This is a genomic window from Pontiella sulfatireligans, assembly GCF_900890705.1.
GTDB lineage: Bacteria > Verrucomicrobiota > Kiritimatiellia > Kiritimatiellales > Pontiellaceae > Pontiella > Pontiella sulfatireligans.
This window is the reverse complement of record NZ_CAAHFH010000003.1, coordinates 77,429-91,284: the sequence shown is the minus strand read 5'-3', so window position 1 is coordinate 91,284 and position 13,856 is coordinate 77,429. Positions and strand designations below refer to the sequence as shown.

At 53.9% G+C, this 13,856-nt stretch carries 7 protein-coding genes; 3 read left to right on the top strand and 4 right to left on the bottom strand.

The window, feature by feature from the left end:
• Positions 1 to 2 precede the first annotated feature (2 nt).
• Genes SCARR_RS24800 through SCARR_RS24790 form a run of 3 tightly spaced genes read right to left on the bottom strand, consistent with a single transcriptional unit; the run spans position 3 to position 4,905 of the window.
• On the bottom strand, positions 3 to 1,445 hold the full coding sequence (locus SCARR_RS24800; protein WP_136064908.1) for an arylsulfatase: 1,443 nt from the start codon (positions 1,443 to 1,445) through the stop codon (positions 3 to 5).
• A 15-nt stretch (positions 1,446 to 1,460) separates the two neighbouring features.
• Positions 1,461 to 3,878, bottom strand: coding sequence for a CBM96 family carbohydrate-binding protein (locus SCARR_RS24795; RefSeq protein WP_168433607.1), 2,418 nt, complete (start codon positions 3,876 to 3,878; stop codon positions 1,461 to 1,463).
• A 4-nt stretch (positions 3,879 to 3,882) separates the two neighbouring features.
• On the bottom strand, positions 3,883 to 4,905 hold the full coding sequence (locus tag SCARR_RS24790; protein WP_168433606.1) for a glycoside hydrolase family 5 protein: 1,023 nt from the start codon (positions 4,903 to 4,905) through the stop codon (positions 3,883 to 3,885).
• Between the two features lie 354 nt (positions 4,906 to 5,259).
• Between SCARR_RS24790 and SCARR_RS24785 the strand changes: the two genes are divergently transcribed.
• Together SCARR_RS24785 and SCARR_RS24780 are read left to right on the top strand one after the other, a co-directional pair.
• Positions 5,260 to 7,170: a hypothetical protein gene (locus tag SCARR_RS24785; RefSeq protein ID WP_136064901.1), complete on the top strand. Its 1,911-nt coding sequence runs from the start codon at positions 5,260 to 5,262 to the stop codon at positions 7,168 to 7,170.
• Positions 7,171 to 7,277: 107 nt separating this feature from the next.
• Entirely contained in the window at positions 7,278 to 10,346 is a 3,069-nt protein-coding gene (locus tag SCARR_RS24780) for a hypothetical protein (protein WP_136064898.1), read from the top strand.
• Positions 10,347 to 10,673: 327 nt separating this feature from the next.
• Here SCARR_RS24780 and SCARR_RS24775 read toward each other — a convergent pair whose 3' ends face one another.
• Positions 10,674 to 12,143, bottom strand: coding sequence for an IS4 family transposase (locus SCARR_RS24775; RefSeq protein ID WP_136064896.1), 1,470 nt, complete (start codon positions 12,141 to 12,143; stop codon positions 10,674 to 10,676).
• A 479-nt stretch (positions 12,144 to 12,622) separates the two neighbouring features.
• On the opposite strand from SCARR_RS24775, the gene SCARR_RS24770 reads away from it, so the two are divergent.
• On the top strand, positions 12,623 to 13,420 hold the full coding sequence (locus SCARR_RS24770) for a PEP-CTERM sorting domain-containing protein (protein WP_136064894.1): 798 nt from the start codon (positions 12,623 to 12,625) through the stop codon (positions 13,418 to 13,420).
• Positions 13,421 to 13,856 lie beyond the last annotated feature (436 nt).

Below are 13,856 nucleotides of genomic sequence, written 5' to 3'. Positions count from 1 at the left end.
ATTTATTTTAGCTTCCCCTTTGCGGCTGGGTGTTTTGGCTTTGATAAAACCGATTGAACAATCTCCTCCATCTGTGTTCGGATGGCGGACGGCAGCTGATTCGTGATGTCGTTTTTCTCGCCGATGTCTTCGTTAATGCTATACGCCTTCATCAGCTTGTCCTGCTTGAAAAATCCCTTGTATTCGCCCAGTCGAACGACGGGGGCATCGCCCTTCTGCCAATACAAATAGGGCGCCTGCTGAATCCGGTCGGGCTGGTTCAGCAAAACGGGGAGCAGCGAGGTTCCATCGATGGGGGCGGAGACCTCGACGCCGGCCAGTTTGGCAAAAGTCGGCAGGATGTCGGGAAAATAGCTTAGATGATCGGTCACGGAACCCGCCGCAATCCGGCCAGGCCAGCGCGCGACAAACGGAATGCGAATTCCGCCCTCCTCCAGGCTCCCCTTATGGCCGCTGAACGGAAAGCTTTCCGGAACCTCAAAGAATTCGCGATTGTAGCCGGGGATAAAGGTCGGCCCGTTATCGCTGGCAAAAAGAACCAGCGTGTTGTCGTCGAGTCCCAGCTCCTTGAGCAGCGCCATAATCTGCCCGACATCGCGGTCCATGCGCGAAACCATCGCCGCATAGGTGGCATTGGGCTTATCGACGCTGCAATAGCCGTAGCCGTCATAGAATGCGGTGCCGCCCTCGATGCCTCGCTTTCCTTTTGCGGGATCCAGCACGGTTTTGTGCGCCTTTTCCGGATGCTCCGGCCAACACCCGGCATATGCCGCAAGCGAATCCTCCGGAACTACGAATTCGGCATGCGGGATGGTATACGGAAGGTAGAGGAAAAAGGGCTCGGCTTGGCTCTGCCGAATGAAGTCCAGTGCGGAATCGGTAAACACATCGTGGATATAGGTGCCGCCGGAAATGTCGCCATAGGCGCCCTCCTTGCGCAGGCCAATATTTTCGGGGAATTTCAACTGCTCCGTGTTTTTCCAAACCCACTCCGGATAGAAAAAATGAGCGCGCCCCTGATCCAAAAAGCCCAGCCATTCGTCGAAGCCCTGCTCGTTGGGGTTGTCGCCCAGCCCCCATTTTCCGAACGCGGCGGTACGGTAGCCCGCCCGTTTCATGACCGTTCCCAACGTCGTTTCTCCATCCGGAAGACGCTGGCCCTGTCCGGGCGTATGCGATCGGCCGATATGCTTTCCGGTCAGCAAGGTGTAGCGGGAAGGCGCGCAGACGGCCGCCCCGGAATAATGCTGCGTAAAGCGCATGCCCTCACGCGCAATCCGGTCGATGTGCGGGGTTTGTATCCTCTTTTGCCCGTAGCACCCCAGCTCGTCATAGCCGAGATCATCCGCCAGAATATAGATAATGTTCGGACGGTTGCTTTCGGCAAGCGCCGGCAGCGCGGCGCATGCGATAAGGATTGATCCAATAAGCGATCGGCGTTTCACGTTCTCCTCTTTGCTTTAGTGGCTCGTTCCGGATTCTTGTTCGATGCGTACTCGGAAGAACCCGTTGGTTAGTGGCGTGGCCAGTTCAAAGCTGCGTTGATCGATCGGTCCATAGGCATCGGTGACGACATTCGAGCTGGCGCCATTTTCGGTGTAGCCGAGCGATGTAAAGTCGAAGGAATCGATCGTGGTCCAGGAGACGAGGTTGGAGGAATGGTCGAGCACAACGGCCAGTCCATCGGCGGCTAGGTTTTGGCGTTCGTTGAGGAACAGTTCGATCCCGTTTTCGGCGGACGCGATGCGGAAGCCGTTGTCGGTTGCGCTGGCGGGTGGCAGGACGGGGTTTTGTCCAAGCGCAAATTCCAGTGCCGAAGAGTCGCCATCGTGGTCGGGGTCTGCCTGGCCATCGCCGGCGAGCAGCGGATTGAATCCGTGGAGGGTCTCGTAGGCATCCGGCAGAAGGTCGCCGTCGTCGTCGGTATCAACCCAGTTTTGTGTGCCGTCGGCATCGGTGTCGGGCGAGGGCATGATTTCGAGGTAGGGGCGGTTGATTCCTTCGCGGCTGGTAATATTCTGTGCGGGGAAGTTGCCGGTTTCGTCGAGGGCGATGGTATAGGTGCCGTTGTTGGTGATGTAGCTGGTGACGTCGATGGCGAGCCAGCTGTTGCTTTGCGCCTGGGCGGTTCCGATGAGGGCACCGACGGCCGGGCGGTTGCTCCAGGTGATGCTGTTTTCGGTCCAGTTGCCATACTGAACGGACAGCGCCTCTACGGTATTGGTTTCTGTTTCGGAGTAGAGAAAGAGCTTTGCGCTCGCGATCGGGGCGGTGAGCTCGGAGACGTTAAATTTCAGGTAGGCCTGCCGGCCCCATCCGTCGCTGCTCTTACGCATGTTTAGTTTCGTGGAGCTGCCATAGTTCGTGCTCGGGAACCTGCGGTAGACATGTGCGTCGGCCACGGCTTCGAAGCGGTCAACGCGCGCTTCGGTGTCGAGATAGAACGCGGTTCGCTGCTCGCCCAGGGAGTCGAGGGTCAGGGTTGCGTTGTAGGTGTCCGGTCCGTTCTGAACCACAATGTCGTAGTCGCCGATAAAGCCTCGCAGGCTGACCTGGCCGTTTAGATCGGTGGTGAGCGACTCCTGCGTGATGTATTTGATGCGGTTGAGGTAGTACCAGACGAGTCCGTTGAGCTGCACGTTTCCGTTGTTTTCGTCGACGAGCGGGCCGCCACCCGCCACATCGGTAGAGGTGTAGGACCAGCAGTTCAGCCCAGAGGTGTTGGGATGACTCAGGTAGGTGGTCATAATTTCCTCGGTCATTTCGGCCCGGCGGTATGGGGTCGGCGAAAAAGTGGAGTTCGTTATAATGTGGAATTCAGTGCCGGCCATATCGAGTCCGTAGGTCGCAAAGTCATCGAGCCGGTCATGGAGCAGCTGCGGGTCGCCATACTCGAATTTAATCCGGTTCTGGAAGCCGATCCCGGTGATTGGCGCGTTCGATGCCATGATATAGTCGATGTACCCTTTGTAAACATCGGTTCTGCTGATGTAGCTCGAGGGACTGGTCGCCGAGACCATGCGGTTGTCGTTGATGAACAGGCCGCAGTTGGGATCAACCGCATTTGTTTGCGCACTGTGGAACCATTTGAGCATGACATCATAGCCGAGGATTTCCTGAATCTCATGGTTGCCGAACGGTTCGTTGTAGACGTCCCATTCGTACACCGGCCAAAGGCCGGCCCACTCCGCGACGATGTCATCGCAGGCGGTATCGAGATCGGTCTTCAGCTGTTCGTCGTAGATGATTTCCGTGCCGTTGGTGGTCGCGGTGGCGTAGAGGTCGTCGAGAATGCTTCGGATGTTGGCGGGCAGGTGGTTGCTGCCGGGGTTGCCCGGCCAGATCAGCGTGTGGCCGCGCGAGCGGATGTCGTTGGCTTCGCACCAGGCAAAGTAGCCCGGCAGATAGGGTTCGTTGCCGGCGCGCAGCTTGGCTTTGAGTCCGTTGCCGAGGCCGGCCGTGTCGAAAAACTTGAGGTAGAGCTCGGAATAGCGGTTGGTGCTCATGCCCATGGCGGTCACGCCGGCAAACCGCTTGAGGTTCATGACGCCGCCGAAGTGAAATTTTTTCCGGCGCAGCATCACATCCACATCGGCGCCGGGAACGGGATTGCCGTATGGGTCGAGAATGCTCAGGGTCAGGTCGGCTTTGCGGTGCTGGTCGATTCTTGTCTCGGCATCGATGTGAAATTGATCGGGGACGTCGGGTTTGACGATGGCGGCCAGATCCGCTTTGTCCGACGCGCTCATCGTGATGCCGAGGTCGGTCTCGATCTGGTTGATTTCATCTACAGTAAGCGGTGCTGCGACGGCGGAGGCTGCTGCCAATGTTATGACGCCGCCAATCCAAAACAGTTTCTTTTCAATCGCTGTTTTCATCGTGTTACTTCTCCTCTTCATTGATTGGGAAATGGGTTATGGCTTCGGTTAGCACCCGGTGGAAAAATTCGCCTTGTCCGGGAGCGGGGTTGTAGTTCTTGTCGATCAGAGTCGGACTCCAGTTGGGAAAGAAGCACCAGGCGGTCCAGGAGATGCCCTTTTGGCCGAGATAGTTAATGATGCGTTCGCCAAATTGCGCTTCATCGGTGGTGATGCAGGGGATATGCGCGCCGGGGTCGTCTTCTTTCATGTAGCCGAATTCGAGCGCAATCATGGGGTAGGTATCGGCGACGAAGCCCCAGGTTTTTTCCCAGTTTTCCTCCCACGGTTCCTTGGATTTCATGGGGTAGGGGTGAATGGAATAGGCGATGCCTTCGATGTCGAAAGGCTTTTCGCGGGCTTCGCTCAGGTCGTAGCCCCACTTCAGGCCGGCAACGACGGGGATGGTCTGGGTGTCGTGCTGGCGGATGGCGGCGACGATGGTTTTGGAAATGTCGCGCCAGTCGTCCCACGGGAGCTCGCCGAGTTTTCCGAAAAAGTCGGTGGGTTCGTTGAAGATTTCATAGAAGGCCACGGTTGGGTTTCCGGCATAGCGGGCGGCGATGGTTTCCCAGAAGTCGAGGGTTTCCTTCAGCGTGGTTTCCTGTTGGAGCCGCTGGTACTTGTTGTCCTTGAGATTGCCCATGGAGTGCCAGTCGATCACGACATACAGCTGGTTGGCGGCGGCCCATTTGATGCCATCGTCGAGCAGGCGCAGATATTCATCCTTGCCGAGATCGCGCCAGCGCCTGGGGATGACGGGGATGCGGACGAGGTCGGCGTTCCAAGCCCGGGCTTGCTTAAAATGCTTCTTGTTCCAATAGCCGTTGCTCTTAAGCAGGGAGGGATCGGCCAGTGCAAGGCCACGGAAAACCATGGCTTCTCCGTTGGGCCGGACAAAGCGGTTGCCGTCCACCGCAATTTGATCCGGCAGATGCGAGCATGATGATCCGAGCAGCAATGCCGCGAAAAGCAATATGGATGGCACGTGTTTCATGGTTAGGGTGATCGATCGGTTAATTTGATGCGACATATAACAAAAGCATAACAATATGGCAAGAGTGTACTCGGGCTATTTAGTTTCATCCGGCTCTTATCTTCCTTGAGTCAGGTGAAAGACAGGTTCTAAGAAAGGTGTAATTGGGGTTGTAAGCGCAGGCGGTCCTGGCCGAGTCAATGTTTATGTTTTGGATCGGGAAGAATAGTTGGAGTATAGATTGACAAATGCATAAGTGATATATATAGACACTAATCATATTGGAAATAGGCATGTATTGTGTGCGTGGGAGGCGGGTGCTTCCGCCGCTGAGTGGAGAGAGAAGTTTATAACCGGAGAAAAGAGATGAAGAGATGGATGGCAGTATTAATGGGTACCCTGCTGTGCGCAGTGGGTGCATCGGCGGGAAAGGTCTTTGATGTGCAGTTTAATGACGTTGCAGGAACAGTCGTGGATGCAGTTGCTGTTGACCCGACCCCGGGATTCAATCCTTCTGGTGTGGACGCATTTGGTGCAACCGATGGCGCGGGTCACATGGTTTGGACGAATATGACAAGTGCAGCCACGGGCTATGCGGGCCTGGATTTGACTGAAGGGCCGTTTGATACCAATTCAACCGAGACCCTGGTGTATACCGTTCGAATCACCGACTTTGATTTCGGCCCTGAAACCACGTACGGAGCTAATCTTGTTTTCGAGCTTCGGGATGCCAGCAAACTGGCTAAGATGGTACTTCAGGTCGGGGGACCCGGAACGCAGCTTCAGGTGCGCAGTCAGGGGTATAACCAGTCCGTGGTTAATCACGGAGGTATCTTTACCGATGCCAGTAATCTAACCATGACGCAGGCAGGCTGGGCGACATTGGATCTTCAGTGGACGTTGAATTTGTCCAATAACACCCACGGCATCGCCTGGCAGCATGACGATGCAGGCTATACGACGCTTACGAATGGTATGGCGCTTGGACTGGGTGCAGGTGACGGGTTGTTCGCGGAGATCGACAAGATTCGTATTGGAGCGGGAAGTGCGTTTCTGGCAGGATCCATGATTGAAATCGACTCTGTTACGGTTGAAACCTATGAGCCACCGCCGGTGCCGGTTGTCACGAACCTCATCAATGATGTCAACTTTAACGCGGATGGAAGCGCAACGGAAACCCCGACCAACTCGACGCTTGATAATGTTTGGCAGGGCACGGGCACAGGGACGTTTAGTCTTGCGCCCGAGACGGAGACGTTTGGCGTTACCGATGGTTCCAGCATGAACTGGAGCAATATGGTCGCGGGAAACAAAAGTGCGTTTGCCGGTCTCGGCGATACATTTGTGGCGGGGACCAATTTGATTCTTCGATCCACGGTCCGCATCGCTGATTTTAATTTTGACGAGGAAACCACCTTTGGTGCGGCGGTCGGGTTTGGCCTCGGTGATGCATCCAAGCTCGCTTATCTACAGTTGAGAGTGGGCGGATCCGGCAATCAGCTCCAAATAAAAGCCGATACGCTGTCCGAGGACTTGCAAGCGGTGATTAAAATCAGCCCGGATACGAATCTGAACATGACGGCCTTTGGATGGACCGGCCTGCAGTTGCGCATGGATGTTGATCTGGAGACCGATACGTATAACCTGTTCTACCTGAGAGAGGGCGTCGATGCGGATTGGCAGACTGGTGCGACGGGCGGGGCCTACGGCCTTTCAGACACCAATGTTGTTGCCTTTGAGGAACTCGATAAGATCCGCATCGGTACCGCATCAACGCCTTTCCAGTCCGGCTCTACGGTTTCTATCGACCAATGGACCATTGAGACCATCCAGGAGGTTCAGGTTCCGCCGACGAACAGCACGCCCGAGTCGTATTACAGTGATTGGGTAGGCGGGTTCTCTGTGGGTGCTGAATCCAATCTTACGGATGATGCCGACGGCGATCTGCTGGATAACCTGACGGAATATGCGTTCGGCGGAAATCCAGGCAATCCGAATGAAAATGGCAATATGCCGGTTCAGTCGCAAATGAGCGAAGGCGGCGCCAACTATCTCGTGCATGTCTACTACGAGCGCGCTGATGCAGCCGATCGCGGCCTTGCTTCGATGCTTGAGTTGGGAACCGACCTAGTTGTCACGAACTGGGGCACTGCAGGCATCGAGTTTGTCGGAAGCGGCGCATCGGCCATCCCGGGTTACAACGCGGTAACCAACCGGATTTCGACGGACGATGCCGCCAAGAAGTTCCTTAACCTGCGGATCAAATTCACTCCGTAGATGATTGCTTAAAAATCTTCGCAATGCCCCCCGTTGAAGCGGGGGCTTTTTTAATCGAGCGCGGGCTTGCCCCGAGGAGCTTCAGTCGTAAGGAAGAGGGCGCTATTATGGTGAAGCCAGTCATCCACATTTCGTGTGTTATATCCATTCTGTTTGCCACGAGTTTGGCGGCGCAAGGCCTCCAGACCGTCTCGGTTGGGCCTGTTCGTCAGATTCCGCCCACTGCGATTGGGACCAATGGGACGATGGGCCGCGATCAGTTTGGCGGGGGCACCACGGATCAGTGGCTCGACCCGCAGCACATAAGCGATCTGATCGAGGTGGGGATCAATCTGTTGCGCTACCCCGGCGGGACATACGGGAATTATTTTGATTGGCTGGAGGGGCATTACCTCACCAAGCCGGTGGAGACTCACAATTTTCCGCCCGAACAGACCAAGCCGGCCAGTGATGCGATGGACGGCAAAATGATATGGATGCTCAATGTGCTGACGGACACGATGCCGGACGTCACCAATGCGCTCGGCATTGCCCGTGACCAAGGGGTTGAAGTCAAGTATGTGGAGATGGGCAACGAGTATTATTTCAGCAAGTTTGACCCGACGTCTGCCAATTATGAGACGCTGTACATCTATCCCGCCGGGGTTACCAACGGATGGGAGACCGGCACCGACTACGGCGAGGATATGAATGGCTGGATTACGGCCATGAAGGCCGAGTTTCCCGATGCGATCTGCTCCCTTCCGCTGACCCGCAACGTTTCGACGAGCTCGCGCGGCGGGGGTTGGAACCTGGATGTAACTACGGCCTGCACCAACTATGATGCGGTTACGATTCATCTTTATATGGGCTCGGGGATCGACCTGGGCTACGCCGAGACGACGGATGTTGCCGAACAAACCGCGCAGTGGAATTATTTTGTGAACGACACGAATGCCGTTCAGGTTGTGATGGGCGTTGCAAAGAATGCGTGGATCGACAAGCTCGGTAATCCGGCGCTGTATCTTCCGCCGAACAAGCCCGTGTGGTACACGGAGTTTGGCATTAATAATCGGCCGTACACCTTTACCGGAACCTGGGCTGACGGGTTGGCTGAATTTACGTTGTATCAAGCCTTGATGGCGCATGAACGAGCGGTGATGTTTTCCGAGCAGCAATATGTCGATATGCATCATGGCGGGCCGGATGCCTTGGCTAAGGTGAATATCGATGTCGGGCAAGGGGATCTAACGACGGTTTTGGGCGATCTGACTGCGCAGGGCCATATGGTCCGGGCTCTTGCCCATGTGTCTCGCGATAAAGAAAGCATTGCGCCGCTCCAGTTCGGCAATGTGCATATCGTTTCCCCGCCGGGGATCGATGCCTATCCCGCCTTGGTGGGAACCCTGTTTAGTGATGCGACGGAATCCAGTGCCATTATAGGCAACGTTTCTGATCAGGTGCAGGAAATCGATACCTCCATCCTGGGGCCGGTCGGCGCCGATGTAACCGTGATTACGGCATCCAGCTTCTACGCCTTTATCGTGAATGACAGCGATTTGGTCTATTCAAACTTTACGATGGCATCGACCCTCGTGCTGCCGCCGTTTTCATTATGCACCATCACCGGGCTGGATAAATCGATCGCTACCGCCGGCATGGAATTCACCCCGAAGTTCGAGGGCACACACGTCACGGTGTATGCTTCCGACGACATGGTGCACAGCAACGACCTTTTACAGTATGTAACCGATCAAAATCCGGAGGACGCCCTCTCCTTTTCGCTGACCGGGATCAACCCTCCATGGGTTTCCGACAGCGGGGTGGACGGTCTGGAGTTTTCGGGCGCCCTGGCGGGATTGGGATCGTACGAGGTTTTCGTGCGGGTGGAAGACAGTGCCGGGCTGACCGACTATGCCACGCTCGATGTCGAGGTCATCGATGGCTCGCTCCAGTCCGATGCCGATACGCTGTCCAACAATGAAGAGATTCTGCTCGGCACCAACCCGTTTCTTGCGGATACCGATGGCGATGGGTATTCCGACTCGGACGACGCGTATCCGCTCGATCCGGATCGTTATGAACGGGTTCCCGTTTCATCCCTCGCCTGGGTGGCTTTGGAAGCGTGGGATTTCGAGGGGCTGGCGGACGGGTCGGGATTGTCTCAGGCATTGAGCACAACGGGGACGGGGTTGGCGTGGGGCGATTCGCCTTTGGCCGTGGTTTCCAATGGGATGCAACGTTGGGAATATAATGGTGTAACAGAAGGGGCGTTCCAAGGACCAGTGACCTCCGGAAGCTCCTACGAAGGCGCATCCAACGGAATCTATCAGATCAGCTATGACGTGGTCTTGGCTGACTTTTCCAATACGGCGGCCTCCAATGGAACGGCCCAGTTGGGATACGGCATTCGGGACAATTCCCTGGCCGAGAACGGAACGTTGCTGGTTCGCTATGATGGTGCGATCGCCAATAATCAGTTTCGTTTGGTCCTTATTGGCGACACGACGATTCGGCACACGATGCTCGATGGAGCCGGCGCACTTTCAAATCTGCATGTCCGCGCCGTGTATGACCTTGATCATGCCGGGGCAATGGGATCGTTTATCGCATATTATCGTTTTGATGGAGGGGCGGAAACCGCCGTCACCAACGCGATTGCTGCCGGGTTCACGCTCGATAATCTCAGAATGCACGTCCAGACCATCAATGGCGGCAACAGCTGGGCGCTCGGAGATGTGGTGCTGATCGACAATCTGGTATTTTCTGAGCAGCGTCTCATGGTCACGCCGGAGTCCTATTATGCCTTCTGGTTGACGGACTACCCCGGAATGGGAAGCACCAACCTGACCGACAACCCCGATGCCGACCAAGCCAACAACCTGATCGAATATGCCATTGGCGGCGATCCGACCAACGCCTTGGTGGCGGGCTACTGGCCGACCGCCCAGACCTTGGCAGAGGACGGCTCAAACTATGTCGACTATGTCTATGTAAAGCGCACGGATGCCGCCGACCGCGGGCTCGCGTACACGCTGAAGCTGTCGACCAATCTGGTTTCCGGGGCTTGGGCGAATTCCGGCTACACGGTCACGGGATCCAACGATGTGGATTCGGCGTATCAGGCCATCACCAACCGGGTTCCCGTGGCGGATGAGGCTCAACGCTTCATCCGGCTGCAGGTTGAGTTCCGCTAGACAGCTATGAAGGGTAGGGCGGGCTCGCCGACGGGGCATTGAGGCCGATGCCCCTCCAGTGAGATAGATAGAAGCGGACATGCTGTTTCGCAAGGCGCTACATTGCTCCATCAGTTAAATATTGGGGTTTTAGACTGATATTTGACTCATTTGAATGGAGAGCTGTGCGGTGGAAAACGGCTCGGAGAACCGTTCTGCATAGCACGGTCCTCCGGGCCGTGTTCCGCCTGATGGAATTCTCAATCTTTTGATGCCGGATCTATAAGCTCTTCGGAGTGATCCTTTGCTCTGGATAGGAAAATGGAATCACATGCGAATGCCACTTCCTTAAGCTGCTTTGGCATTATATTTACTCCGATGCTTTATCTCGATCATTTCATGACGATGCAGTGTTAAAAGTTGATAGGGTTTGAGTCTTCTTTTAAGGCATCGCGGCTCACTCCTTCCGGGCCGAAAGGGAATTATATTGGTGCGGATCGAATCGAGCAGGTTTTCCCGTATCCGAAGGATTTCGGATGGGCAAAGCGCGGCTCGATTAAAGTATACTTCCGCCTGCCGGAGTGCTTGTAGTGCGCCTTTATAACTCAGCCGCATGGGGTCTTTTTCATGAGCGTGCGCGGTCTCATAGATCAAATGACGAATGGCATTGTAGGCGATGAAATACATGAGCAGTTCCTTCCGAATCATCGCGGGGGATTTGCAACGCAATATATCCATTTTCGTGGTTGTTTTTAGGTCGCGAAAAAAGAGTTCAACGCTCCATCTGCGATAGTAGAGGTCGGCGATACTCTTTGCTGAATAGATAAGCGGATCGAGTAGCGTAGTGATGATGTAAAAGCTTTTCACTCGGAATCCAGGCTGCTCAACATCGACTTTGATTTGACGCAATAGAAGCTCTTCGGGCAACTGGTTCCACTCGTCTTTCGGGAGGGGTGCCTTTTTATACCAAGCGGGCCTTTCCCAGCGAATCAGGAGATCATTGTTCGCCAACTTTTTGATGCAGGTCTGTTCCGTTTTCGGTATTCGACGCGCTAATGGAATGATACTGTCAACGCCCTTTTCTCGGAGCCGATCAACATCATAAAAACTACAGAACCCTTTGTCCCCCAGGAAAATATCCCCTTCCTTGAAAGTGCCTTCCTGCTGGCGAAGCAAGGGGAGTTCATGGTTTTTTTTATTTCCGACTGCATAGCTTAGAATTGCGCCCGTCGCGAGATCGAAACAGTCGAGCAGGCGCATTGTCGGGAAACCGCACCCTTTTTTTTGAGAGGAAATTTGAGGCCATTCGTCTTGATTTTCAGAGGTGTCAGGCATACTCAACCCCGTTCCATCAACAACAATAACGCGCCGGCCCGCGAGAGGCTGATCGTCGAGGTTAACATGAAACGACTCTGAGGTGTGTTTGAGGATTTCGACCAAATCCGTCTCCTCTAGTTTTTTTCGCGCCTTGCAGTAAGAACCCGTGGAAACGGACAGCGACTGATCACTATTGAAAGCGAGATATGTTTTCAGTTTTTTAACGACTTCAGCACAGCCCCCATCGGCATCAATAATCTGAGAAAAGAACGCCCAGAAAGTGGTTTCCTTGCTGAAAATACGGTGACGACTATGATGTCCCTTCACATTGTTTTTCAAAAAACATTCGGGAATGAAACGTCCGAAACAAGCTTTTAGACCCAGCAGTGATTTGTCTTTTTTATGCATCATTTCATCGGCCATTATTTGTGCCGTAGAGCGCGGTTTTTTACGGAGCGATTGAAGATGAAGTCCAGGCAGGAATGGTGTTGTATTATTCATGCAAGATACTTGCATTCTTCGTGATATATATCAAGATAATAGCATTGGTTTTTACCCTAAAACTGCGGTTTTATGTGTGTGATAGGAGCCCTTAAGGAAGTGCCATTCGAATCACATGCCTATTCATCTGTGGTTCATGTCCGTTTTCAGGGTTGCAGGTTTTCGTCGGCGTCGCCGAAGGGATGTTGAGTGCGGGGAATTGTTGGTTTTTTTTTCTTTGGGATTCTGTGTTCGCGAATGGTTCCTCCAAATCACTTGTATATCAATAGCTGTTAGTGCGATCGATATGTTGCTTGAGTTTTCGGTGTAAGTAAGTGGGTGTAAATGATGTTCTTTCGGAAAAGCAGGAATAATTTGTTGACGCTGATATAGAGATGGTATAGACATGATGAATTCCCGCTAGGATTGTGTTCGGGTGGGGGTGGCCTGTCTCGCTAAAGCAATAGCTTTGATTGAAAGAGAAATAAAAGGGGAATAAAATGAAAAAACTGATGATTTTGGCTATAGCTGGTTTAGTCGCCGGAAGCGCGTCTGCATCGTTGTCGGTCGATTACACGCTCATGGGCGGTATTGATGATGCAGATGGCGGGACCTTTCAGGCAGTGCAGAGTCTGACGGTTGCGAAAGGTGATGTTGTTGTCATGTTCGCCGGAACCAACAAAAAACCGAGCGTGTACAGCCCGGTCTTCAGTTCGACCTCCGCCGAGACGTTTACCGCGATTAACTCGTGGACAACCGAAACAAACCCGAACCCGGCCGCATGGATGTCTTATGCGGTTATCGACACTGCTGGAACCTATGACTTCCTTGTGACCGGTAACGGAACTGTCGCTGACCGTAACGGAATCTATCTTCTATCTTCTAATCAAGGAGACGTTGCTTTCCTTGATGGTGATGAGGCGACTTATGCTGGCCTGGCCGGTGGTGCATCTCTCACTGTGAACAATTCTCTGGGCTGGACTACGAATCCGCTCTACGGTGAGATCGCTGTGATCGGTGGCGCGTCTCACCTGCGTATCGTATCTGGCGATTCAGTAAACCTTGACGCAGACGATACAGGAAGCAATCAGCGTTTTTCCGCCAGCACAAACATAGCGAGTGGAACATCCTATGACATCGCATGGAGCTTTACGAACAGTGACGCTATTGACAGGAGCTCTAATGGTTCGTTTCTCGCTGCAGGATTCGCTGAAGTCATCCCGGAGCCGGCCACGCTGGGTCTGGTTGCCGCATTTGGCGCGGGCATCCTGTTTATCCGTCGTCGTTTCATGATCTAGACGCGCGCAGGTAGTTGTTTTAAGAGGGGTCTCGATGGTTAATTCATCCAGACCTTTTTTTGGTTCCTGTCTTATTTCTGCGGAATTTCACCTTAGGCGTTGCGGGGCGTTCCTCGATTTGGTCGATGTTCGTGTGCAATCATTTGCAGAGGGCGCGCATTCGGTCGCAAAGAAACGCGGCTATTGTGAGCCATGCCTTTGGTATTAATTTTATTGCGAAAATGATCAATCGCAAGCTCGTGGAGATTATGAGGCTGCTGTTTTCTCGTTTGAGGGATCGTCCCGAGAGGGTAGGCCCCCTACCTTGACAAAATCCCTGCCTTAAATTATGTATATGATATGTATATGATATATAGCAAATATACTTGATGAAATGTACTCGTATAGCTTGAAAAGCACTGTTTAATCGCTTCATCACATAATTGACTTTCACACC

What these genes read in the sequence shown, in the direction of transcription:
- SCARR_RS24775 (WP_136064896.1), bottom strand. Translation starts at nt 12,143, where the DNA reads ATGAATAATACAACACCATTCCTGCCTGGACTTCATCTTCAATCGCTC.
- SCARR_RS24785 (WP_136064901.1), top strand. Translation starts at nt 5,260, where the DNA reads ATGAAGAGATGGATGGCAGTATTAATGGGTACCCTGCTGTGCGCAGTG.
- SCARR_RS24795 (WP_168433607.1), bottom strand. Translation starts at nt 3,878, where the DNA reads ATGAAAACAGCGATTGAAAAGAAACTGTTTTGGATTGGCGGCGTCATA.
- SCARR_RS24780 (WP_136064898.1), top strand. Translation starts at nt 7,278, where the DNA reads ATGGTGAAGCCAGTCATCCACATTTCGTGTGTTATATCCATTCTGTTT.
- SCARR_RS24770 (WP_136064894.1), top strand. Translation starts at nt 12,623, where the DNA reads ATGAAAAAACTGATGATTTTGGCTATAGCTGGTTTAGTCGCCGGAAGC.